This window comes from Burkholderia sp. MSMB0856 (genome assembly GCF_001524645.2).
GTDB lineage: Bacteria > Pseudomonadota > Gammaproteobacteria > Burkholderiales > Burkholderiaceae > Burkholderia > Burkholderia diffusa.
In genome coordinates this window covers 604,167-627,529 of record NZ_CP013429.1, presented here as the reverse complement: position 1 = coordinate 627,529, position 23,363 = coordinate 604,167, and the positions used below count along the sequence as shown (strand labels likewise).

Below are 23,363 nucleotides of genomic sequence, written 5' to 3'. Positions count from 1 at the left end.
TCGGCTGCGTCGTGGGCTCGGGCGGCATGCGGTCTATCGGCTCAACGGCATGCCGCGGCATCGAGCAGGCCGCGTGCGGCCAGATTGGCGTACAGCGCGCGCACGCCGAAGGTCCACGGCGCGATCTCCGTGCAAAGCCGCACGACGTTGACGAGCGCGCCGAGCGCGGGCGTGGAGATGGTGACGCGGTCGCCCAGGTGATGCGTGAATCCGCCGCCGGGCGCGTCGCGGTCCTGGATCGGCGAGAACATCGTGCCCAGGAACAGCATGAAGCCGTCCGGATACTGGTGATGCGCGCCGCAGGTCTGCGCGACGAGATCGGCCGGGTCGCGGCTGATCTCGCGCATGTGGCTGATGCCGTCGAGGACGAAATCGTCGTCCGCGCCGTCGACGCGCAGCGACACGCTGGCCTGCCGCACGCTGTCCAGCGTGAAGTCGCCGTCGAAGAGCCGCACGAACGGGCCGATCGCGCACGAACCGTTGTTGTCCTTGCATTTGCCGAGCAGCAGCGCGGAGCGGCCTTCGATGTCGCGCAAATTCACGTCGTTGCCGAGCGTGGCGCCAACCGGCCGGCCGTCGCTGCCGACCGCCAGCACGATCTCCGGCTCCGGATTGTTCCACACCGATCCGGGCAGCAGCCCCACGTCCGCGCCGAAGCCCACCGCGGACATGGGCTGCGACTTGGAGAACACCTCGGCATCCGGGCCGATGCCGACTTCCATGTATTGCGACCACGCGCCGCGGCGCTCGAGTTCCGCCTTCAGGCGCATGGCGGCGTCCGAACCGGGGACGATTTTCGACAGATCGGTGCCGATGGTCGCGGCGATGGTTTCGCGTACTTCCGTCGCCTTGGCGGGATCCCCGCCTGCCTGTTCTTCGATCACGCGTTCGATCAGGCTGACGGCAAAGGTTACGCCGCACGCCTTGATGGCCTGCACGTCGCACGGAGCGAGCAGGCGCAGCGCGCCGGACGCGCCGTCCAGCGCCGCCTGCAACAGCGGCTCGACGCGGCCGAGCGATTCGCCGGGGGCGGTGCGGGCGATGTCGACTGCGTCGGGGCGGTCGAACAGGTCCGCGGTGGTCGGCACGATGCGCGTGATGTCGAACACGTCGCCGCCACGCACGGCGACGACGCTCGGGCCCGCGTGGGCGCCGTCGTGCCGCCAGACACGGCCGATCAGCAGGGCCTGCGCAAGGTCGTGCGGCAGGCAGTCGGAAACGGAAGGAGTACGCATGGTCGTCAGCTCGGCAAGAGTCGTGGGCGGGTGGATCAGTGCGAATGGCGCGGGTTGCCGCGCTGCTCGATGACCTTCAGATAGAGCGTGGCCGGTTCGAGGCAGCCGCCGGTGGACAACTGGCCCACGAACTGGCGATAGAGTGCCTGCCACGGCGTTTGCGCCTGCGGCACGGTGAAGCTTGCGGTCTCGCGGCGGCGCGCGAGTTCTTCTGCGTCGACGAGCAGGTCGACGCTGCGGCGATTCAGGTCCACGCGGATGCGATCGTTCGTGCGCAGCAGGGCCAGGCCGCCGCCGACGGCCGCTTCCGGCGACACGTTCAGGATCGACGGGCTGGCCGATGTGCCGCTTTGGCGTCCATCGCCGAGACATGGCAGCGACGTCACGCCACGCTTCACCAGATTGGCGGGCGGCGCCATGTTGACGACTTCCGAACTGCCCGGATAGCCGACCGTGCCGCAGCCCCGGATCACCAGGATGCAGCGTTCGTCGATGTCGAGCCGAGGGTCGTTGATGCGGGCGTGGTAGTCCTCGGGGCCATCGAAGACGATGGCGCGTGCCTCGAAGGTGTTCTCCGCGCCCGGCTCCGCAAGGTAGGTCTGCCGAAAGGCCTCGCCTACGACCGACATCTTCATGATCGCGCTGTCGAAGAAGTTGCCGGACAGCACCATGAAGCCGGCGCCATGCTTGAGCGGCTCGTCGGGCGTGCGGATCACGTCGCGGTCGGCCTCCTGCGCCGTGTCCGCGATCTCGCCGATCGCGCGGCCGGACACGGTCAGGCAGTCGCGCCGCAGCAGGCCGGCCGCATCGAGTTGACGCAGCACGGCGGGCACGCCGCCGGCGCGGTGGAAGCTCTCCCCGAGGTACTCGCCGGCCGGCATGCAGTTGACGAGCAGCGGCACGGATTCGCCGAAGCGCTGCCAGTCGTCCAGGCTCAGCGCCACGCCCATGTGGCGCGCGATGGCGATCAGGTGCGGCGGGCAGTTGGTCGATGCGCCGAGCGCGGAGGCGACGACGATGGCATTCTCGAAGGCCGCGCGCGTCATGATCTTCGACGGGCGCAGGTCTTCGCGGACGAGCTCGACGGCGCGCTTGCCCGTCGCGTAAGCCATCTGGCCGCGCTCGCGGTAGGCGGCGGGAATGCTCGCGCATCCCGGCAGCGACATGCCGAGCGCCTCGGCCAGACTGTTCATCGACAGCGCCGTGCCCATGGTGTTGCAGTGACCGATCGACGGCGACGCCGCCGTGGTCAGCTGCATGAAACCTTCGTAGTCGATATCGCCGGCGGCCAGCAGATTGCGGGCGTGCCAGATCACCGTGCCCGAGCCGACGCGCTTGCCTTCGTGCCAGCCGTCGAGCATCGGCCCGCCGGACAGCACGATGGCGGGCATGTCCACGGTGGCCGCGGCCATCAGGCAGGCGGGGGTGGTCTTGTCGCATCCGGTCGTCAGGACCACGCCGTCCAGCGGAAAGCCATGCAGGACTTCCACCAGCCCGAGATACGCCAGGTTGCGGTCGAGTGCCGCGGTGGGCCGGCGGCTTTGCTCGGCCAGCGGATGCACGGGGAATTCCATCGGGATGCCGCCCGCGTCGCGAATGCCTGCCTTGGTGCGTTCGGCCAGTTCGATGTGGTGGCGATTGCACGGCGCCAGGTCGCTGCCCGTCTGCGCGATGCCGATGATGGGACGGCCCGACTGCAATTCCTCACGCGTCAACCCGTAGTTCATGAATCGCTCGACGTAGAGCGCGGTCATGTCTGCGTGTGTGGGGTCGTCGAACCACTCCTGGCTGCGCAGGCGGCGAGGGGTTTGCGGCATGGCGGGTTGTCTCCGAATAGGGCCGTGTCCGGTTTTTTTGTGCCGGATAGTTACCGGTAACATTCGGGGCATGTTAGCACGGGGTTTTTGCGTCGCGGAAGGGAATTTTGCGTATGGGTGGGTGCAGGCGGTGGGGAACGTGCGGCGACGGAGGAGGGGGAGGTGCCTCCATGACGTCGCGCACGTTGCGCATCGGACGCCGCCGCTTCTCGTGAAGGACGACAGGTCCGGCAGTCGGCTCGTCAGGCGCTTTCCCGCGCGACGATCGTGTAGTCGACGCGGATGCTGTGCGGCTCGATCCGTTCGCCGCCGTCGCGCGCCTGCAGCGCGGCGAGCAGGGCCTCGCCCGTGCGCAGGCCGATGCCGTAGGCGTCGACCGACACCGTGGTAATGGTCGGGTGGCAGCATGTCGCCACTTCGAAGTTCCCGAAGCCGGCCACGGCCATGTCCGCGGGCACGGACAGTCCGCGTCGATGGCATTCCATGATTGCGCCGAACGCCGACATGTCGCTCACGCACATGACCGCGGTGGTGTCCGGCCACGTCTCCAGCAGTGCCGCCATGGCGGGCCCGCCGTGGCTCATGGTGATCGGCGATTCGCCCAGTCGGACGACGCGCGGCTCGCCCAGCCCCAGTGCCTTGATCTCCGCCTGGTATCCCTTGAGCCGGTCCAGCCCGCGGCGGTCCAGTGCGCTGGCGCCGCCGAGAAAGCCGATGCGCTCGTAGCCGCGCTCGGCCAGATGACGCACCATCGCGCGTGCGGCGCGCACGTTCGAGAAGCCCACCGCGGTATCGATCGGATGCGTGGGCAGGTCCCACATCTCGACCACGGGGATGCCCGAGCGTGCCAGCACCGTGCGCGTCGCATCGGTGTGCTGCGCCCCCGTCAGCGCGATGCAGCGCGGCTGGTGACGCAGCATGGAGCGTACCAGCCGTTCTTCCCGCGCCAGGTCATAGTCGGTGTCGCCGAGCAGCAGTTGCAGGCCATGCGGCTCGAGTGCGTCGGTCAGGCCGCGCACGGTGTCGGAGAAGTTGGAACTCGACAGCGACGGCACCAGCACCGCGACAAATTCCGACCGCCCGGACGACAGCGCACCTGCGGCGGCGTCGGCCACGTAACCGAGCTGATCGATGGCCCTGCAGACCCGTTCGCGCGTCTCGGCGGCCACGCTGTGGCCGGCCAGCACGCGCGAGACGGTCATCTTCGATACGCCGGCCAGGCGCGCTACATCGGACATGCGGGGCGGTCCGGCAGGCCGGACGGCGGTGGGGCTGGGCATGGGAATTGCGATCGGGAGAAACCGGGAAAGGCTACATGATACCGGTGCCGTGCGGGCCGCCGCCGCGCGCCGGTGATTCGCGCGGCACTAGGGAAACCACTTGTCGATCGGGACTTGAGCACGGTTGTCGCGGCATGCTACCTTCAAAGCTGTTACCGGTATCAGGCTGCCGGTTGCGCCCGTCGCCAGATCGGCGCCTTTTTTTGGGCGGGAATGTTATCGGTAACATGGGCGCATCAGTTCCTCAGCGAATCCGCCGGCACGAAGAAGTCCTACACAATCAGGAGACAAACCGATGCCATCCCTCACGCAGACCGCCGCCGCACCGGCCGCGGTCGGCTCGTCCGAAGACGCCCTCTACCGCAAGGTCATGCGGCGCATCCTGCCGTTGCTGCTGCTCTGCTACGTCGTGGCCTACCTGGACCGCGTCAACGTGGGTTTCGCCAAGCTGCAGATGCTCGATGACCTGAGCCTGAGCGACAGCGTCTACGCGCTCGGCGCCAGCGTTTTCTTCTGGGGCTATTTCCTGTTCGAGATGCCGAGCAACTTGCTGCTGCACCGCTACGGCGCACGCTTCTGGATCGCGCGGATCATGATCACATGGGGCATCGTGTCGTCGTCGATGGCCTTCATCGTGCCGCTCGCTCAGTTCTTTCACGTGCAGACGTCCACCATGTTCTATACGCTGCGCTTCCTGCTCGGTCTGTGCGAAGCCGGCTTCTTCCCGGGCGTCATCCTGTACATGAATTACTGGTTTCCCGCGCGCCGCCAAAGCGTGGCCATGTCGGGCTTCCTGGTGGCGATCCCGCTGAGCCTGACGCTGGGCAGTGTCATTTCCGGCTGGCTGATGGAGCAGACGCACGGCTTGTCAGGCATGAGCGGCTGGCAATGGATGCTGTTGCTCGAAGGCCTGCCGTCGATCGTGGTGGCGTTCATCGTGCTGGCCTGCCTCGGCGATGGCCCGCAGTCGGCGAAGTGGTTGTCTGCCGAGGAAAAGGCGGTGCTGTCGCGCAACCTCGAATCCGAGGCCGCGCACAAGTCGCACGGCGTGGGTGCCGCGTTGCGCAGCCCGCGCGTCTGGCTGCTGACCTTCATCCTGCTCACCTTCAATACCGGCTTCTACGGGCTGGCCTTCTGGCTGCCGTCGATCATTCGCGCGTCGGGCGTGCGCAGCCCGATGCATATCGGTCTGCTGACTGCCGTTCCGTATCTGACGGCCATCTTTGCGATGGTGTGGAACGCGGCGCACTCGCGCAAGACCGGCGAACGCCGGCTGCACGCCGCGATTCCCGCGCTGATCGGCGGCGTCGGCCTGATCATGAGCGCGGCATGTGCACAGAACGTGGTGCTGTCGATCCTGTTCCTGACCATCGCCACGTGCGGCATCCTGGCACTGATGCCGATCTACTGGACCTTTCCGGGGCAGATACTGTCCGGCACGGCCGCGGCCGCCGGCATTGCACTGATCAACTCGGTGGGCAATCTGTCCGGCTTCACGGGTTCGATGATCACGGGCATCGCAAAGGAAATGACCGGCAACATCAACAACGGAACCTACGCGCTGGGCGCCTGCCTGCTGGTCAGTTGCGTGCTGATCATGTTGATTCCGCGCGGCGTGCTGTTTCCTCCGGCCGCGAAGTAGGTTCGTGGCTGTTGACCGGACCGACGGGGCAGATGGCTCGCCCTTTGCCCCGTCTGACCGATTCGATGCGGCCATGCGCCGTCTTCCACGCGACTCGCCAGTGGCGAGTTGAATGCCGCGGCCGTGTCGGGAAACCGAATCAGGCTAGAACGCGTAGGAGAGCGACGCAAACAGGCTGCGCGGTGCGCCCGGCGTGACCCACAGGCTGTTGTAGGAACTGACGTAAGTAGTGCGATTGAACAAATTGTTCAGAACGACCGACGCACGCAGGTGCTTGTTGACCTGCACATAGCCGTTGAGCTGCACGGTCGCATAGGCCGGCAGTTCGAAACCGTCCTGCGTGTTCGCGGTGTTGCCGGCCCGGCGCCCGACGTAGATCACGCCCGCGCCGGCGCCGGCCTTGTCCGCGAACGGGACGCTGGTTTCGTACATGAGCAGCGCGCTGCCGCTCAGACGCGGAATGTCGACGAGGCGCGCGCCGGGTGTCAGTACGGCATCGCGCGTGACCTGTGCATCGACATACGCAAGATTGACGAGGCCGCGCACGCCGTGGCCCAGGTCGCCGTTCCATTCGAATTCGATGCCGCGGCTGCGCACTTCGCCGGCCGCGCGCGAGAAGCCTGCATTGGCCGGGTCGGCGGTCAGCACGTTGCGCTTGTTGACGTGGAATGCCGCGACGGTCGCGAGCCAGCGTGCGCCGGCCCATTTCGCGCCGACCTCATAGCCATGCCCCTTCTCCGGATCGAACGCGCGGCCGTCGACGCCGGCGCCGTTGTTCGGCCGGAACGAATACGCGGTGTTCGCATACACGGAAAACGCGGGGCTCATTTCATACACGATACCGATGCGCGGACTTAATGCAGTCTGCAACTGGCTGCTCGTCGTGCCCTTCAGGCGATTCTCGACCGACTGGTGAAAGCGATCCCAGCGCAGTCCCGCGAGGATTTTCCAGTGCGGCCCGAACGCGAGCGTGTCCTGCGCATAGAGGCCCTGGCCGTCGTCGCGCTCGAGCAGATTGGTCGCGGTGCGCGGTACGGGTGCCGGCTGACCGTAGACGGGATCGAAGATGTCGATCGCATACGGCGCGGCGGCAGTCGGCGTCGAGCGCGCGACGAACTGGTCGTAGTTGAAGCGGTACGCATCGACGCCCAGCACGAGCGTGTGGCCGATGCCGCCGGTGCGGAACGCGCCGGTCGTCTCGACGCGGCCTTGCAGATCGTTCGAATGAAACGCGACTTGCCGGTAGCGGCGCCACAGCGTGCGGCCGTCGGACTGCAGCGCGAACGCCTCGGACGATCGTCCGGACAGGTCGGTGGTGCGCTGCGCGAAACCGGCGTTGATCGACCAGCCGGCATCGATGCGATGCTCGAGCGTGAACTGGTGGCCCGTGTTGCGCACGTCGTAGTCGCCGTCGCGGGGCTCGCCGAGAAAGCGCGAAGCCGGAATCGCGCCGAGCTGCCCGCCCACCGCGACGACGCCGCGATCGAGCGGCGCGCGCTGGCGTGCGCTCTCGAATTCGTAGTGGAGCGTCGTGTCCGCGCCGATGTCCCACGTGAACGACGGCGCGAACAGGTAGCGTTTGCTCGACACCGTATCGCGGAAGCTGCCGTTGTTCTCGTTCATCGCGACGAAGCGGTACGCGAGCGATTTCGTGACGGGCCCGGTTGAATCGAAGGTCTCGCGCAACGCGCCGTAGCTGCCGACCGACACGCCGACGGTGTTCGAGCGCGCGAACTGCGGCTGCTTGGTCGTATAGCTGATGAGCCCGCCCGGATCGCCGCGGCCGTATAGCGCCGACGCGGGCCCTTTGAGCACTTCCATGCGCTCGAGGTTGACCGTGTCGCGCGGGACGCTGATTCCGCGGTTCCACGAGAAGCCGTTGACGAGGTAGTCGGTGCCGGACGTGTTGCCGTCGCCGGCAAAGCCGCGCACCGCGTAGTTGTCCCACAGGCCGCCGAAGTTGTTCTGCCGCGAGACGCCCGCGACCCAGTCGTACAGGTCCTCGCCGCGTGTCGCGGCGACGGTTTGCACGAGTTTCGCATCGACGCTGCTGACCGCGAACGGAATCTCCATCACGTCTGCCTCGCTGCGCGTCGCGCTCGTCGATTCGCGCATGCGAAACGGCGCGCTCGCGCGCTGCCCCGAGACCTCGATGGTGGACAGCGTTGTTTCCTGCGCGTCGGCCGTGCTCAGGCCGGCCGCGCCGACGACGATGGCCATCGGTGCGGCCGCCCAGTTCTTCCTGCTCATACCCCGTCCCTTGATGTGGATTGCATTCGGGCACGGTGGATGGGCCTTGCGCCGACGGCTATGTTCCAAACAGTACATTCGCGCCGAAATTTAATGCAAATGAGAGGCATTTGCAATCTCAAATTCATTTGCCCACGGATGATGTGATTCGGCCGCCGGCTGCCGCGGCAGCAACGGGCGTTCTCTTGATTCGAAATTTCAGAAATTCCGAATGACGGGAATCGTCTTGATGCTGGATGTCTATCTGATCGACGTTGGTAAGTCAAATTCACGGGATTCGCCGTTGTAGTCGCGGGTAAACGTTGATCATATCCGGACTTTCGTTGTTCGCTGCGCGTTTGACAAATCCCGTAATTCGGGATTAAAGTGACATTCACTTCATTCAAGCAACCGGGCGGACGCATGAACATCCCACAGTTGGACACCGAGGCCGGAACGCGAAGCGGGGCGGGCGTCGTGCTTGCGATGGCACGAGACGCCGGCGTCGACGTTTGTTTTGCCAATCCCGGCACCACCGAGATGCCGTTCGTCGGCGCGCTCGATGCCGTGGCTGGCGTGCGATCCATCCTCGGGCTGTTCGAGGGCGTATGCACGGGGGCGGCGGACGGGTACGGCCGCATGGCCGGCAAACCCGCGATGACGCTGCTGCATCTCGGGCCCGGTCACGCGAACGGCATCGCCAACCTGCACAACGCGCGCCGCGCCCGCACCCCGATCCTGAACATCGTCGGCGATCACACGCGTGACCATCTGAAGTACGACGCGCCGCTCACGTCCGATATCGAGTCGCTCGCGCGGCCGGTGTCGGTGTGGTATCGCAGCGTCGCGCACGCCACGGATCTCGCGACGGATACGGCCGACGCGATTTCGGCCGCAATGGGTGCGCAGCGCGGCGTCGCGACCCTCGTGCTGCCGGTCGATCTGCAGTCGGCCACGGTGCGCGGCACGGCGTCGCCCGCCGTGGTTCGCCCGGCCGACGTGTCGTTCGACCCCGCGCGGGTCGAACAGGTCGCCGATCTGCTGCTCGCCGGCCAGCCCACCGTGTTGTTGCTGGGCGGGCGCGCGCTGTCGGCACGCGGGCAGCGCGCGGCGGCACGCATCGCGGCAGCGACCGGCGCGTCCTGCTTCAGCGAAACCTTCCCGGCGCGGGCGGAGCGCGGTGGCGGCCTGCCGGACATCGACCGCCTGCCTTACTTTCCGGAGCCGGCGCGCGCGGCGCTGGCCGACCGGCGCGTGGTACTGGCCGGTGCGCTCGCGCCCGTCACTTACTTTGGCTATGAGGGGATTCCAGGCGAACTCGCGCGCCCCGAGGACATCGTGATGCTGGCCGAGCCGGGCGACGCGGCGGACGACGCGCTCGAAGCGCTGGCCGATCGCATCGGCGGCGCGTCGGCGAACGCCGGTGGCGTGCCCACCGAATGCTGGCAAGTGGAGGACGGGCCGCTGACGCCGCAAGCGGCCGGCCGCGTGCTGGCGAATGCGTTGCCCGACGACGCGATCGTGTCGATTGAGGGCGGCACGTGCGGCTACCCGTTCGTGACCGCATCGGCGCGCGCGCGCCGTCACACGATCCTCACGAATACGGGCGGCGCGATCGGCCAGGGCTTGCCGGTGGCGCTCGGCGCCGCCGTCGCGTGCCCGGCACGCCGCGTGTTCGCGCTGCAGTCCGACGGCAGTGCGCAATACACGATCCAGTCGCTGTGGACGATGGCGCGCGAGCGTTTGCCGATCGTCATGCTGATTGCATCGAACCGGCGCTACGGCATCCTGCAGACCGAACTCGCGCGCGGTGGCTTACCGATCGACACGCCGCACGCCAGCCGCCTGACGCTTCTGGACGATCCGCCGATCGACTGGCTCGCGCTGTCGCGCGGCTACGGCGTGCCGGCCGAGCGCGTGCGCACCGTGCAGGCGCTGGTCGAAGCGCTCGACGGCGCCATCGAGCACGCCGACGGGCCGCGGCTCATCGAAATGTGCCTGTCCTGATCGCAGCAACACGCTGACTTCTTCAATCCCCGACTCTCACCTTTCATCGCTATGGATCTGCAACTCCACGGAAAAGCCGCGTTCATCACCGGCGGCAGCATGGGCATCGGCAAGGCAGTCGCGCTCGAGCTGGCCCGCGAGGGCGTCAACGTCACCATCGCCGCACGACGCATGGAACATCTCGAAACGGCCGCCGCCGAGATTCGCGCGGCACTCGCGCCGTTGGGCACCGCGTCCGGCGCGATTCTGCCCGTCACGGTGGACACGACCGACATGGCATCCATTGAAGCGGCGATGGCGGCGAGCGTCGAACGCTTCGGCCGGCTCGACATCCTGCTGAACGGTGCCGCGCATCCCGGCGGCCTGGTGCGGGCGGAGCTGGAGCATGCCGACCCGGACGGACTGCTTCAGGACATCGATATCAAGGTCGTCGGCTACCTGCGTTGCGCGAAGGCGGCCGCGCCGTACATGCGGCGCCACGGTTTCGGCCGGATCGTGAATATCGGCGGCCTGACGGGCCGCGGCAGCAAGCAGCTGTCCGGCATGCGCAACGTGGCGATCGTGCACCTGACCAAGACGCTGTCCGATCAACTCGGCCCGTTCGGCATCACGGCCAACACGATTCACCCGGGCGTCGTCGAGACGCCGCACATTCACGAGCTCTACGAGAAGGAAGCGCAGAAGCAGGGGCTGACGGCTGCGGAGGTCGAGGCCAATTACGTGAAGGTCACGCCGATCCGGCGCGTGCTGCAGCCTGAAGAAATGGGGTGGATCGTCGCGTTTCTCGCGTCGCCGAAATCCGGCTCGATCACCGGCGAGTCGATCGGCTGCGACGGTGGGCTCACGCGCGGCATTTTTCTCTGACACAAGGAGCATTTCATGACCGCAACCGTACTGGTCGCCACGGCCGGCCAAGGCATCCTGCGCTCGAACGACGACGGCAAGACGTGGCATCGCCTCGGCTTGGCCGAGCCCATCGAGTTCGATGGCATCGTGCGCACACTCGCGGTGGATCCCGCGACGCCGTCGCGCGTCTACGCGGGTGCAGATTCGGGGTTGTCCATCAGCGAGGACGGCGGCGCGCACTGGTTCCGGCCCGACAACGCGCTGAACGGGCAGACGGTCTGGTCGATCGCGATCGATCCCGCGAATCCGGCGGTGCTCTATGCAGGCACCGGCGCTCCGTCGCGCGCCGCGCTCTACAAGTCGAGCGATGCGGGTCTGACCTGGGCGCGAACGGCCCCGGAATTCCCGGAGTTTTGCTCGGGCGTCAATCGTCCGCGACTGCTGACGATCTGCGTCGATCCGGACGACGGCCGCAACGTCTGGTACGGCGTGGAGGAAGGCGGTGCATGGCGCAGCCGCGACGCCGGCGCAAGCTGGTCGCGCGTGGACGGTCCTGGCACGGCGATCCGAAACAGCGACATTCATGCGATCGTGGTGCTGTCCGCGACGCCGGACAAGCCGAAGACCACGGTGCTGCTGACGGTGAATGCGGTACACGTGAGCGAGGACGACGGACGGACGTGGGACGGCAAGCTGTCGCGCGAGCGCTTCGGCGGGCTGTACTACACACGTACGGTTGCCCAGTTGCCGGCGCCCGGCGGCGACCTGCTGATGGCAGTCGGCGACGGCACGCCGGGCACGCGCAGCCGTATCTACCTGTCGACCGATCGCGGCCATGCGTGGCACGAGACCGATCTGCGGACACCGCCGAATTCGACTTTCTGGGCGTTCGGCGTCCATGCGGCGCGGCCCGAGCTCGTTTACGCGGGTACCAAGTACGGGCATCTGTTCCGGTCGCATGACGGCGGGCGGAGCTGGACCAAGGAATGGCGCGATTTCAGCGAGATTACGGCTGTTGCGTGGACGCCGTTCGAAGCGCCACTCGTCGCACACGCGCAGTCGACCCATTGAGCGGAGCGAGCGATGACCCCGTCCGACATCCAGCACTATGCGGCGCGCGCGAACGCCAGCGGACTGCCGCTGCCGACACCGCGCGTGCAGCGCACGCACCTGTCGCTGTTCGTACGTGATCCGGTGCGCTCGAGCATCTGGTACGCCGACGTGCTCGGCATGACGGAAACCGCGCGCGGCGAGCAGTGGGTGTTCATGTCCTTCGGCCAGAAGCATCACGACATCGCGCTGATTCGCGCGGCGTCCGATGCGGAGCTCGGCACGATCGGCCTGCAGCACTACGGCCTCGAAATCGCGGGCGGGCTGACCGAATTGCGCCGCCTGTACGGGATGCTGATTCGCCGCGACGTGCCGATCGTCAAGATCACCGATCACAAGGTCGGGATCGGCGTGTATTTTTCGGACCCGGACGGAAACCGCCTCGAATTCTTTTGCGAAACCGTCACGGACGACGAGGAGGGAAAGCGCGTGCTGCACCGCTACAACGCGCCGAGCGATCCCGTGCAGATCGACCCGCTGTTCGACTGACACACCAGACTTCCATTTCTGCCATACCGATACATCATAGAGGATTCCTGATGAGCAAGATCGCAAATTTCGAAGGCTTTCATATCCGCAAGTGGTACACGCAGATCGAGGATTCGCTCGCGAACGAATCCGGACAGCTTGCGGATGGCGAACCATTGCGCAAGATCGTGATCGCGGCGGCCGTGCACAATCCGTACGCAGCACGGTTCAGCGAAAACCTCGATGATCTTGTGCGCCCGTCGCCTGCGCTCGGCAAGGAGTTTGCGCGGCGTATCGAGTCGCTCGCCGAAGGTCGTGCGATCGAGAGCTACGGCAAGGCTTGTCTGGTCGGCGCAGCCGGCGAGTACGAGCACGGCAACGCGTTCCTCACATCGATCTTCGCGGAGCCGATCCGTGCGGCGCTCGGCGGCGGGAAGTCCTGGGTCCCGTCGAGCGGCAAGCGCGGCCCGATCAACACGGTGATCGACGTGCCGCTCGCGCACAAGGACGCCCTCTACGTGCGATCGCACTACGACACTGTGACGTGCCTGTTCCCTGACGCGCCCAACGACGACGAAGTGCTGGTGATCTTCGCGTTCGCGACGCGCGGCCGCCTGCATGCGCGGCTCGGCGGCCTGAAAGCGAGCGAGATCGTCGGTCGCGACGGCCTGGTCTGATCGCGGACGCTGCCGGAGAGCGAATGATGAATACGGCATCCGTCAAGGATGGATGGGTCGAGAACGACGGGTTGCGGCTGCACTACGTGAGCTGGGGGCGCGACGATGCGCCGGCCGTGGTGATGCTGCACGGCTTGCGCAGCTACGCGCACACCTGGGCGAGTGTCGCCGATGTGCTGGTCGACTGTTATCGGGTCGTCGCGCTCGACCAGCGCGGACGTGGCTGGAGCGACTGGGATCCGCGGCGCAATTACTACGCGGCGGCCTATGTGCGCGATCTCGACGCGCTCGTGCACGCGCTCGGCCTGAAACGATTCGTGCTGGCCGGTCATTCGATGGGCGGCGCCAACGCATTCGTCTACGCCGCGGCGAAGCCGGAGCGGCTCGCGGGCCTCGTGATCGAGGACATGGGCCCGGGCGCGTCCGCTGGCTCGCAGGGTTCGGAGCGCATCAAGCGCGAGCTGAAGGAGACGCCAGACGCGTTCGCGTCGTGGGACGACGCGCGTGCATTCTGGCGACGCCAGCGGCCGAACATCGCGGAATCCGCGCTCGATTCGCGCCTGACGCACTCGCTGAGAGAGGATGCGCAAGGGCGGATCGTGTGGCGGCACGATGCCGAAGGGATTGCAGCGGCGCGGCTGGCCGCGACATCGGAGCAGCTCGTTCATCTGTGGCCGCTGGTCGTCAATTTGCATATACCGACGCTGCTGTTGCGCGGTGGCGAATCGGATTTTCTTTCCGCGGAAGTCGCGGCCGAAATGGCGGCCGCCAACGCCGGAATCGAGCGGGTCGACATACCCGGTGCGACGCATTACGTGCATGACGATCAGCCCGCCGCATTCAATCGCTCGTTGCGCACGTGGCTCGATCGTCTCGACGATCCGGCATGGCGCGGGAGGGGTGACGCATGAAGGCGAATCATTCCGAGCGCACGTCGGTCGCGATCGTCGGCGCGGGGCCGAACGGCGTGGCGATGGCAAACCTACTCGGCCTGTATGGCGTCGCGACGGTCGTCATCGAGAAGGCACCGCGGATTGTCGAGTTTCCGCGTGCGGTCGGCATCGACGACGAAGCACTGCGGATGTTCCAGACCGCGGGCCTCGCCGACGAGCTGAGCCGAGACATCATCCAGAACGTGCCATTGCGCATGTTCGATGCGAACGGCGAGTGTTTCGCCGACATTCGCCCGTCGGTGCGCGAATTCGGCTGGTGGCGACGCAACATCTTCATGCAGCAACTGGCCGAGCGAACGTTGCGCGACGGGCTGGCGCGCTATCCGAACGTGTCCTTGCGGACCAGCGAGGAAGTGGTCGGCCTTCAACAGGACGATGCATGCGTCACGTTGCAGGTGCGCCGCGCCGACGGGCGATGCTACCTGCTCGAGGCCGACTACGTGGTGGCGGCCGACGGTGGTCGCAGCCCGATGCGCGAGCTGCTGGGCGTCAAGCTGGGCGGCACGACGCATCCGATCAAATGGGTCGTGGTCGACGTGAAGAATGCGGGACTCGATCAGCCGTGCACGGCGCTGAACTGCGATCCGCGCCGTCCGAATGTGTGCATCTATCTGCCGTTCGATTTCCGGCGCTGGGAGTTTCTCGTGTTCCCGCACGAGGACGAAGAGACGATCGCGAAACCCGAATCGATTCGCGCGCTGATCGCACCGTACGTCGACGACATCGATCGGGTCGAGATCGTGCGCGCACGAACTTATACGCACCATTCGCGCGTGGCGGAGCGTTTCGTCGTCGGTCGCGTGGCACTGGTCGGCGACGCGGCGCATCTGAGTCCGCCGTGGATCGGCCAGGGCCTGAACGCGGGGCTGCGCGATGTGGGCAACCTCGCGTGGAAGCTGGCGGGTGTCGTCCGTGGTGCGCTGCATCCCGGCGTGATCGCGACGTACGAGTCGGAGCGGCGCGATCACGCGAAGGCGATGATCGACCTCGCCGACACCTTCGGCGCGATGCTGATGCCGACCAACCGGTTCGTCGCATTCCTGCGTGACCGCTTCCTCCGGCTCGCCCGGTTCGCGCCGTGACTGAAGGACTACATCCTACAGATGCGTTTCAAGCCGATGCCGAGCTATACGCGCGGCATCGTGCTGCCGGGCGAGTCGGGTGCGGTCGGCAGGATGATCGCGCAGCCCGACGTCGAAACGGCCGATGGCGTGCGTCGCAAACTCGATGACGTGTTGGGCCCGTGGTTCTCGATCGTCGGCTGGCAATGCGATCCGCAAGCGTGCCTGAGCGACGACGATCGCGCGTACTGGACGTCGCTCGGCGCGACCTTCGTTCAGGTTAGCCGTTCGCGCAGCGGGACGAGTCGGACACGGCGGGTGACCAGCGCGCATGGCAGCACATGTGTCGAGGACGTCGACAACGCGCTGGCGGCATGGTTCGACCGACATGCCGGCCCGCTCGTGGTGGTGCGCCCCGATCGCTACGTGGCGGCGCAAGCCGATGCCGTCGGCATGGCCCGCGTGACCGCGGCCTTTCACGCATTCGCGCCGCGACAACGGGAGGCAGCGCATGTTTGTTGAGCAACGCACTTATACGCTGGTGCCAGGCGGCGTCGCCGAATATCTGCGGTTATACGCAGAATGCGGACGCGCGCCGCAGGAGCAGGCGCTCGGCACGATGATCGGCTGTTTTGCGACGGAAGTCGGGCCGCTGAACCAGCTCGTCTATCTGTGGGCGTTCGATTCGCTCGACGATCGCGCCCGGCGTCGCGCCGCGTTGATGGCCGATCCCGCATTCAGTTCGTTTCGCGGCAAGGTCCGGCATCTGCTCGTGCGGCAGGAAAACCAGATTCTCCGGCAGGAAATCGGCGGCCTGTTGCGTGCGCCGCGGCAGGCGGCGTGAAGCGATCGTCGCATCATCCGTGCCAATCGTTCAGTCTTTATCGAGGTATCCGTCTTGATTCCCTTTACGCCGCTGACTACGCGCATGGCACCTGAAGCGCGCCATGATTACGCGCCGCTCCGCCTGTATGTCGATGGACGGTTCCTGCAGGCCGACGGACGGCGCACGCAGCCCGTTCTCGATCCTGGCAGCGGCCGTGTGCTGGGCGAACTGCCGCTTGCCTCACCGGACGATATCGATGCCGCGATCAACGCCGCGCATCGCGCATTCGCGACATGGCGACACGAGTCGCCGCTCGTGCGCTCCGACATCCTGCGCCGCGCCGCGGCGCTCGTGCGCGAGCGCGCCGACGACGTCGGCCGCCACATCACGATGGATCAGGGCAAGCCGCTTCGCGAGGCGATTGCCGAAGTCATATCGTCCGCCGAACAGCTCGAATGGCATGCGGAGGAAGGGCGTCGCACCTATGGCCGTGTCGTGCCATCGCGTTCGCCCGACGTGATACAGATGGTCGTCCGGGAGCCGATCGGCGTATGCGCCGCGTTCTCGCCGTGGAATTTCCCGTTCAGCCAGGCGATGCACAAGATCGCGGCCGCGCTTGCGTCGGGCTGCACGCTGGTGCTGAAGGGGCCCGAGGAATCGCCGAGTGCGATCGTCGCGCTCGCGCACATCTTTCACGATGCCGGGTTGCCCGCGGGCTGCCTGAATATCGTGTGGGGCGTGCCGGGTGACGTGTCGACGCAACTGATCGAGTCGCCGCTGGTGCGCAAGATCTCGTTCACCGGTTCGGTGCCGGTCGGCAAGCGGCTGGCGGCGCTCGCCGCGTCGCACATGAAGCGCATGACGATGGAGCTGGGCGGACATGCGCCGGTGATCGTCTGCGAGGATGCGGACATCGAACGCGCCGCGACGATGCTGGCCGCGTACAAGTTTCGCAATGCCGGGCAGGTGTGCGTGTCGCCGACGCGGTTCTTCGTGCAACGTGCGGTGTTCGACCGCTTCGTCGGCGCGTATCTGGATGCGGTCGGCAAGATCCGCGTCGGCTACGGGCTGGAAGAGGGGGTCACGATGGGGCCGCTCGCGCATGCGCGGCGCGTGTCGGAGATCGACGCATTCGTCGCGGATGCGACGGCCAGAGGCGCGGAGATCGTCGCGGGCGGCGCACGCTTGGCGGGGCCGGGGCACTACTTCGCGCCGACGGTCGTCTTGGCGCCGCCGCGCGAGACGCGTCTGATGAACGACGAACCGTTCGGACCGATCGTCGGGATCGTACCGTTCGACGAACTCGACGATGCGCTTGCCGAGGCCAATCGTTTGCCGTTCGGACTCGCGTCGTACGCATTCACGCGTTCGTCTCGCAACGCGCACCGGATCGGCCGCGCGCTCGAAGCGGGCATGGTCAACATCAATCACTTCGGCATGGGGCCGGCGGAGATCCCGTTCGGCGGCGTGAAGGACAGTGGTTTCGGCAGCGAGGGAGGAACGGAGACGTTCGACGGCTATCTGGTCACCAAATTCATCACGCAGCTGAACTGACGGAGGTGTCGACGATCCCGCGCGGACCGGTTCGCGCCGCGCGGATTATCAGGTGGCTGCGCCGATCCGCGCGGTGGCGTCGATCAGAAGCTTGCCGAGCACCTGCTCGTCGAACAGCGCGAAGTGTTCGGCGCGAAACACCAGCGACAGGCTGCTGTTGATTTCGCCGCTGCTGGCCGTGCGAATTGGCGCAGCGATACCTACGAACCCTGCATCGAGTTCGCCGTGCGAGATGCAGTAGCCGGCCTCGACGATCTGCTGGCAGTGCCGCCAGAAATGCGTCCAGTCTGCCGCGAACTCGCCGAACTCGGCATTGTGTCGTTCGTGCAGGCGTTTCAGGCGCGCGCGCGACATCGCGGCCACGATCACTTTCGACGACGCGCCCTGGAACAACGGCATAATGCGGCCCCGGCCGAAGCCCAGCTGCAGGTTCTCGGCGCCCGTTTCGTGCATGACGTTGATGATCTGCTCGTCGAATAGCGTCGACACAAGTGCATCGCCGCCAGTGACCTGAACCAGTTTCTGGATGACGGGTTTCGCGGCGATGAGCGTCGGGTCCGACTGCCGCATGTTGTAGTCGAGATGGATGATGCGCGGGCCGAGCGTATAGCGGCCGTTGCTGCCGACCAGCAGGCCGACGGACGCCAGTTCCTTCACGTACCGATAGCACGTGGTGCGTGAGAAACCCATGTGTTCGGCGATCTCCTCGGCCGTCATCGACGTCGCGGACGAAGAGAAGACGTCGAGGATGGACAGCATTTTGGTGAGACTCGACATGACGTGATCCGTGAATCAGACGGCTTGCGGCAATGGAACGGAAAGGACGGAAATGGCTCGGGCCGCCATGCAGCGGCATGTAGTGCGGCATCGGCGGCGGCAGGGCCGTAGTCTAACTGAAGTCAAGCGGGCGGGAAGCAGATTCCGATCAAGGAACTGGAGCGACGCCGGCCTGCGGTGGCACAGCGACCGTGCCGCCTTTGATCGATACGGAATCCTATGTTGACGATGTGAATCATGCAAGCCGATACGGTCGTCGCGCCGTCCTGATCACAGACGCGGGGGCAGCAAAAACACGATGAGGAGAATTAGATGAAAACCTGGTTCAGGACGATGGCGCTCTGCGGTTGCGGCGCTGTTTCGCCGACGTTCGCGCAGTCGAGCGTGACGCTCTACGGTTCGCTTGATGCCGGCATCACCTATACGAGCGACGTGGCGTCCGGGCCGCGCGGCGGCCGCCAGCTCGCGCTTCAGGCGGGCGTGGCCCGCAACGACGTATGGGGCCTGACGGGCAAGGAGGATCTCGGCGGCGCCAACTTTGCCGTGTTCCGGCTCGAAAGCCAGTTCCAGACGTCGGACGGCGCATTGACCGTGCCGGGGTCTGCGTTCAGCTCGCAAGCGTACGTCGGGCTCGGCGGAGACTGGGGCACCGTGACGCTCGGGCGCCAGTTCGATTTCGTCGGCGATCTCATGCCGTCGTTCGCGACCGGCGCGAACACGCCGGCCGGCCTGCTTGCGTGGGGTTTGCCGGCGAACGCGTCTGCAGGCGGCGCGCTCGATAACCGCGTGTGGGGCATCCAGGTGAACAATGCGGTGAAGTACGTGAGCCCGACGTTCGGCGGATTGTCGTTCGGCGGCCTGTGGGGGTTCGGCAACGTGCCCGGCTCGGTCGCGCACAGCAGCGTGCAGAGCGCGATGCTGTCGTATGCGCAGGGCGCGTTTAGTGCGGCGCTCGCATACTTCGGACAGCGCGACGTGAATGCCGGCGGCAATCTGCGCAATTTCTCGGGCGGGGCCGGCTACAACTTTGGCCAGTTCCGCGTCTTCGGCATGGTGTCGGACGTACGGATCAGTACCGCGGCACCGCTGCGGGCCACCACCTATGACGCCGGGCTCACCTATGCAGTCACGCCGTCGTTGCAGTTGGGCAGCGGCTTCCAGTATCAGCAGCGCGGCGGCGACATCGGCTCGGCCAACCAGATCACGTTGAGCGCCGACTACGCTCTGTCGAAGCGCACCGGCCTGTACGCGGTGTTCGCACGCGGCCACGACAGCGCTTACGGCGCCCAGGTGGAAGCCGCGCTCAGCGGGCCGGCGGCCGGCTCGACACAGACGGCGGTACGCGTCGGGGTGCGGCATCAGTTCTGACGACACGGGAAGGGACGGACTGCCGCGCACGCCGCGCGCCAGTCCGTGCGGCATCGCTATCAGAACCGGTGCATCATCCCGACGCGCAACGCCAGCTGATTGCGGCCCGACGATTGTCCGGCGGTACCGAGCACGTGCGCGTAGTCGAAGTCGGTGCCTGTGTTGCCCGTTGCGTGTTGGTACGCGCCCTGAATGTATGTCGAGGTCCGCTTGCTGAGGTCGTAGTCGAACATCATCGATACCTGGTGCCAGCTTGGCGAAGCGTCGCCCTTCGCCGTTGCCACATGCGCGTGCGTGTAGGTATAGGCGGCGCCGAGCCAGAGGTCCGGACGGAAGAAATACTGACCGTTGACCTCGAAGTTGTCGAATTTCCACGCGTTCTGCGAGCCCGCTGCCGGCTGGTTCGCGAAGTAGAGATTCGATTCGGGGTTGTATACGTCGACGTGCGAATACGCGGCGGACAGTGTCAGCTTGTCGCCGAACTTGTAGGATGCGCCGGCATCGATGTTCTGCTGCGAGCGGCCGCTGAAGACCGTATCGTCGCTCGACAACGCGCCGGCCGCGGTCGCGCCGCCGTTGTTCGCCTTCAGATAGGCGACGGCGGCGGAGAACGCGCCTGCCTGGTACTGCACGGCGGCACTGTAGACGCGGTTACGAGCGAAGCCGCCAGCCTGGTTCGCGAGGCCGTAGAGCACCTCGCCCTTGAAGCCGGCATACGTCGGCGACACGTATTTCACGCTGTTCTGGATGCGGTAGTCCCAGTCGGCATTGTCGTTGTCGTACGGATGCGCGCCGAAGTCACCGAGCCAGTTTCCGGTGGCCGTGAATGGGCTCCACATGTCGAGCGTGGGGTCGTACTGGCGGCCGAGCGTGAGCGCGCCGAAGCGGTCGGAATCGAGCCCGACGTACGCCTGCCTGCCGAACATCCGGGACATCACGCCGAGCGCGCCAGTGCTCGCGTTGAAGCCGTTCTCGAACTGGAACAGCGCCCGCAGTCCGCCGCCGAGATCCTCGGTACCTTTCAGCCCCCAGTTACTGCCGACGGTGTCGCCGCTGACCATCTGGTAGGCCTTGCTGCCCGCCGCATTGCTCGTGAAATTGATGCCTTCGTCGATCAATCCGTACAGCGTCACGCTGCTCTGCGCATGGGCCGTCAAGGCGAATCCCATGGCGCTGGCGGCCGACACGGCTGTAATCATCTTCTTCATTGTCGATCTCCAGATGTGGGCGGGCAGGGCGGTGCGGCGCCGTTTTCGAGGGCGTGCGAAAGCGCCGGACGCACGAGGCCAGTCCACTTGTCGTTAGTAAAACGAAATATAAGAGGCGAGGAAAGTCGGGCTGCGGTGATCGGGCGGCCCGCATGGGAAACATCGCCGAGGGACGACTCGGTGCGACGGTGGTATTACAGCATGCGTCGCAGTACGTCGTTTTCCGGGTTGCGGTCGAAGAACCGGTGTTTCAGCGCGCCGCATACATGCAGGACGATGAGCGCGAGCAGTGTATAGGCCAGCGTCTTGTGCAGCCACTGGAAGGCTTCGAACCAGTGATCGTTCTTCGGCAGCAGCTCAGGCACGCGGAAAAAGAAGAACGGTACGCCGTCGCTCTGCGTATACGTGCTGGACATCGAATAACCCATCAGCGGCACGACGATCGCCAGCGCGTACAGCAGGTAGTGGCCGATCTTGGCGAGCTTGCGGTCGAGCGTCGGCAGGCTCGCCGGCAGCGGCGGCAAAGGTTTCATCGAGCGGATCGCCAGTTGCGTGACGACCACCAGCAGCGTGAGCACGCCGAACTCCTTGTGGGTTGGGTAGTACCAGTCGAACTTGGCCGACAGGTTGTCGTCGAGCCGGACCATGGTCCAGCCGGTCCAGAGCTGTGCACCGATCAGAATCGCCCTGGCCCAGTGAAGCAGCCGAAGCGCGAGCGGATATTTTTCCGTGGCGAAGGTAATGGCCTGGTTTTCCATCTGGCTTGTCATCCTTGAAAACGAAATGGCGACGGGCGGGACGCCGGGTCTCGACGCCCCGCGACGACTTTCATCGCGACGCGGCCGCACTGCGATGTGCACGCACCCGCGACGCGAGGCCCGTGCACCCTGAAGATCCGCGATATCAGGCAATCGATCGCGTATCCGCGCAACATTCCTGCAGCGCTTCGCGCAGCGTCACCGCGATGAAGTTGGCTTCTTCCTGCAGCAGCGTCAGCGGCGGCGACATCACGACCTTGTTGGCGATCGCGCGGACCAGGACGCCGCGTTTGCGCGCGGCATCGGCCACGCGTGCCGCGAACCCCTTGCCCGGGTCGAGCGGCGTGCGGCTCGCCTTGTCGGTCACGAGATCGAGCGCCAGCATCAGGCCCTTGCCGCGGACGTCGCCGACGGTTTCGAAGTCGGCTTTCAGCGGCAGCAGCTGCTCGAGCAGGCGTTGGCCCACCCGTGCCGCATTGCCCGGCAGATCCTCGGCTTCGACGATGTCGAGCACCGCGAGCGACGCCGCGCACGCGAGCGGATGCCCGCTGTACGTATAGCCGTGCATGACCACGTGCGAGAAGCCCACGCCGTGTTCGATCGCCTGCGCGATGCGCCCGTTGTACAGCGTCGCGCCGAGCGGCACGTAGCCGGCCGAAATTCCCTTGGCGACGCACAGGATGTCGGCGGCGACACCCCAGCCGCGGCTGCCGAGCATGCTGCCGGTACGGCCGAAGCCGGTTACCACCTCGTCGGCGATCAGCAGGATGCCGTTGCGGTCGCAGACGGCGCGCACGCGCGGCCAGTAGTCGGCGGGCGGGACGATCAGCCCGCCCGCGCCCTGGACCGGCTCCGCGACGAACGCGGCGATGGTCTGCGGGCCGTGGAACGCGATCGTTTCCTCCAGTTGCCGGATGCAATGCTCGACGAGCTGCTGCGGATCTTCGCAGTTCCACGGGTTGCGATAGAGCCACGGCGTGTCGAGCAGCACGCAGCCGGGCAGCAGCGGGCCGTGATTATAGTGGTAGACGCCGTTGCCGCCAATCGACGTGCCGCCCATGTGCACGCCGTGATAGCCGTTGCGCAGCGACAGGAACTTCGTGCGCGACGGCTCGCCCGCGGCAACCCAGTACTGGCGCGCCATCTTGAGCGCGGTCTCGATGGCGTCGGAACCGCCGCTGCCGAACATCACGCGCTGCATGTTCTCCTGTTCGAACATCGCGCACAGGCGGTCGGCAAGATCGTACACGCGCGGATGAGCGACGCCGTCGAAGGTCTGGTAGTAGGACAGCTCGTCCATCTGGCGGGCGATCGCCGCCTTCACTTCGGGCCGATTGTGGCCGACGTTGACGTTCCACAGGCCGCCGACGCCGTCGAGCATGCGGTGCCCCTCGACGTCGTATACGTAGTTGCCGTCGCCGCGCTCGATGACGACGGTGGGAGTCGTATGTCCGGCCGCGGCCGAGCTCATCGGATGCCAGAATCGTTTTTGTCGCGTTTGATAGTTCATGGTGTTTCTCTCACGAAGTGCTTGAACACATTGCGGC

General features: G+C 66.2%; 18 protein-coding genes and 1 pseudogene. 11 read left to right on the top strand and 8 right to left on the bottom strand.

Annotation, left to right across the window (positions count from 1 at the left end; all coding sequences use genetic code 11):
• Nucleotides 1–41: 41 nt before the first annotated feature.
• The 3 genes from WS87_RS31590 to WS87_RS31580 all read right to left on the bottom strand — a co-directional run bounded on the left by WS87_RS31590 (nt 42) and on the right by WS87_RS31580 (nt 4,332).
• On the bottom strand, nt 42–1,235 hold the full coding sequence (locus tag WS87_RS31590; protein WP_059820063.1) for a fumarylacetoacetate hydrolase family protein: 1,194 nt from the start codon (nt 1,233–1,235) through the stop codon (nt 42–44).
• A gap of 35 nt (nt 1,236–1,270) precedes the next feature.
• Nucleotides 1,271–3,052 (bottom strand): IlvD/Edd family dehydratase, encoded by a 1,782-nt coding sequence (locus tag WS87_RS31585; RefSeq protein ID WP_059820064.1) that lies wholly within the window; start codon nt 3,050–3,052, stop codon nt 1,271–1,273.
• A 242-nt stretch (nt 3,053–3,294) separates the two neighbouring features.
• Nucleotides 3,295–4,332, bottom strand: coding sequence for a LacI family DNA-binding transcriptional regulator (locus WS87_RS31580; protein WP_082750706.1), 1,038 nt, complete (start codon nt 4,330–4,332; stop codon nt 3,295–3,297).
• A gap of 295 nt (nt 4,333–4,627) precedes the next feature.
• Here WS87_RS31580 and WS87_RS31575 point away from each other — a divergent pair, with 295 nt between their 5' ends.
• Nucleotides 4,628–5,974, top strand: a complete 1,347-nt coding sequence (locus WS87_RS31575; RefSeq protein ID WP_059820066.1) for an MFS transporter — start codon at nt 4,628–4,630, stop codon at nt 5,972–5,974.
• A gap of 144 nt (nt 5,975–6,118) precedes the next feature.
• Here the strand turns inward: WS87_RS31575 and WS87_RS31570 are convergent, their stop codons facing one another.
• Nucleotides 6,119–8,224 carry a TonB-dependent siderophore receptor gene (locus WS87_RS31570; RefSeq protein WP_059820067.1) on the bottom strand — a complete coding sequence of 702 codons (2,106 nt, stop codon included), beginning with the start codon at nt 8,222–8,224 and terminating at the stop codon, nt 6,119–6,121.
• Nucleotides 8,225–8,626: 402 nt separating this feature from the next.
• On the opposite strand from WS87_RS31570, the gene WS87_RS31565 reads away from it, so the two are divergent.
• The 9 genes and pseudogenes from WS87_RS31565 (at nt 8,627) to WS87_RS31525 (ending at nt 17,705) form a co-directional block, all read left to right on the top strand.
• Nucleotides 8,627–10,210: an acetolactate synthase large subunit gene (locus tag WS87_RS31565; RefSeq protein ID WP_059820068.1), complete on the top strand. Its 1,584-nt coding sequence runs from the start codon at nt 8,627–8,629 to the stop codon at nt 10,208–10,210.
• 51 nt (nt 10,211–10,261) lie between these two features.
• Nucleotides 10,262–11,074: an SDR family NAD(P)-dependent oxidoreductase gene (locus WS87_RS31560; protein WP_059820069.1), complete on the top strand. Its 813-nt coding sequence runs from the start codon at nt 10,262–10,264 to the stop codon at nt 11,072–11,074.
• A gap of 15 nt (nt 11,075–11,089) precedes the next feature.
• Nucleotides 11,090–12,127 (top strand): WD40/YVTN/BNR-like repeat-containing protein, encoded by a 1,038-nt coding sequence (locus WS87_RS31555; protein ID WP_059820070.1) that lies wholly within the window; start codon nt 11,090–11,092, stop codon nt 12,125–12,127.
• A gap of 12 nt (nt 12,128–12,139) precedes the next feature.
• A complete protein-coding gene (locus WS87_RS31550; protein WP_059820071.1) occupies nt 12,140–12,655 on the top strand; it encodes a VOC family protein in 516 nt (171 codons plus the stop codon).
• Nucleotides 12,656–12,705: 50 nt separating this feature from the next.
• Nucleotides 12,706–13,311, top strand: a complete 606-nt coding sequence (locus WS87_RS31545; protein WP_059820072.1) for an amino acid synthesis family protein — start codon at nt 12,706–12,708, stop codon at nt 13,309–13,311.
• 26 nt (nt 13,312–13,337) lie between these two features.
• Nucleotides 13,338–14,222 (top strand): alpha/beta fold hydrolase, encoded by an 885-nt coding sequence (locus WS87_RS31540; RefSeq protein ID WP_059820114.1) that lies wholly within the window; start codon nt 13,338–13,340, stop codon nt 14,220–14,222.
• Nucleotides 14,219–15,847: pseudogene (locus WS87_RS31535) on the top strand (bifunctional 3-(3-hydroxy-phenyl)propionate/3-hydroxycinnamic acid hydroxylase). Before WS87_RS31540 ends, WS87_RS31535 begins: the two are co-directional and overlap by 4 nt.
• Complete coding sequence (locus WS87_RS31530) at nt 15,837–16,169, top strand: NIPSNAP family protein (protein WP_059820073.1); 333 nt, start codon at nt 15,837–15,839, stop codon at nt 16,167–16,169. The pseudogene WS87_RS31535 and the gene WS87_RS31530 overlap by 11 nt, the downstream one beginning before the upstream one ends.
• An 84-nt stretch (nt 16,170–16,253) precedes the next feature.
• Nucleotides 16,254–17,705: an NAD-dependent succinate-semialdehyde dehydrogenase gene (locus WS87_RS31525; RefSeq protein ID WP_059820074.1), complete on the top strand. Its 1,452-nt coding sequence runs from the start codon at nt 16,254–16,256 to the stop codon at nt 17,703–17,705.
• Nucleotides 17,706–17,753: 48 nt separating this feature from the next.
• Here WS87_RS31525 and WS87_RS31520 read toward each other — a convergent pair whose 3' ends face one another.
• A complete protein-coding gene (locus tag WS87_RS31520; protein WP_059820075.1) occupies nt 17,754–18,482 on the bottom strand; it encodes an IclR family transcriptional regulator in 729 nt (242 codons plus the stop codon).
• Nucleotides 18,483–18,794: 312 nt separating this feature from the next.
• Here WS87_RS31520 and WS87_RS31515 point away from each other — a divergent pair, with 312 nt between their 5' ends.
• Nucleotides 18,795–19,850, top strand: a complete 1,056-nt coding sequence (locus WS87_RS31515; RefSeq protein WP_059820076.1) for a porin — start codon at nt 18,795–18,797, stop codon at nt 19,848–19,850.
• 59 nt (nt 19,851–19,909) lie between these two features.
• Here WS87_RS31515 and WS87_RS31510 read toward each other — a convergent pair whose 3' ends face one another.
• The 3 genes from WS87_RS31510 to WS87_RS31500 form a co-directional block, all read right to left on the bottom strand.
• Nucleotides 19,910–21,058, bottom strand: a complete 1,149-nt coding sequence (locus WS87_RS31510) for a porin (RefSeq protein WP_059820077.1) — start codon at nt 21,056–21,058, stop codon at nt 19,910–19,912.
• Between the two features lie 194 nt (nt 21,059–21,252).
• Complete coding sequence (locus WS87_RS31505) at nt 21,253–21,816, bottom strand: cytochrome b (protein ID WP_059820078.1); 564 nt, start codon at nt 21,814–21,816, stop codon at nt 21,253–21,255.
• A 145-nt stretch (nt 21,817–21,961) separates the two neighbouring features.
• On the bottom strand, nt 21,962–23,326 hold the full coding sequence (locus WS87_RS31500) for an aspartate aminotransferase family protein (protein ID WP_059820079.1): 1,365 nt from the start codon (nt 23,324–23,326) through the stop codon (nt 21,962–21,964).
• Nucleotides 23,327–23,363 lie beyond the last annotated feature (37 nt).